Below are 549 nucleotides of genomic sequence, written 5' to 3'. Positions count from 1 at the left end.
GATAAACAAAACCCAATTAAAGTACAGCAACTTTCAGATCAAGAACGTATTAAACAACTCGAACGTGAAAATAAAGAACTGCAACGTGCTAACGAAATTCTACGTAAAGCAGCCGCTTTTTTCGCCCAGGCGGAGCTCGACCGCCCACACAAATAATGGTAGATTTCATCCATAACAATAAGGCGTTATATGGTGTTGAGGCGATTTGCAGGATTTTACCGATCGCGGCTTCTACCTATTATCGAACACTAGATTTCGTTGAAAACCCAGAACATCGAGCAAAGCGAGATCTACATGACTTGCATCATGCTGAACAAATTAAACGAATTTGGAAGGAAAGTTCAGGTCGATATGGTGTGCGTAAAGTTTGGCAAAAATTGAAACGTGAAGGCTATGTTATTGCTCGCTGTACAGTTGCTCGATTGATGCAAAAACTAGGTATACAAGGTGTTTGGCGTGGTAAGAATAAACAAACTACCCGTAGCCGAGAGGATCAAAAACGAGCAGATGACTTGGTGAAACGCAATTTTAGTGCTGATCATCCTGACC

1 pseudogene and 1 other annotated feature are annotated in these 549 nt (G+C 41.5%); the pseudogene reads left to right on the top strand.

The features are described 5' to 3' along the window. Positions 1 to 549, top strand: a pseudogene (locus ACEO2X_RS14100) (IS3 family transposase); the annotation flags it as partial. Continuing rightward, positions 114 to 230 (top strand) — a sequence feature (AL1L pseudoknot). It overlaps the preceding pseudogene by 117 nt.

The sequence above is a fragment of the Acinetobacter sp. AL9 genome, from assembly GCF_041464035.1.
GTDB classification, from domain to species: domain Bacteria; phylum Pseudomonadota; class Gammaproteobacteria; order Pseudomonadales; family Moraxellaceae; genus Acinetobacter; species Acinetobacter towneri.
This window is presented reverse-complemented; position numbering and strand designations above follow the sequence as displayed.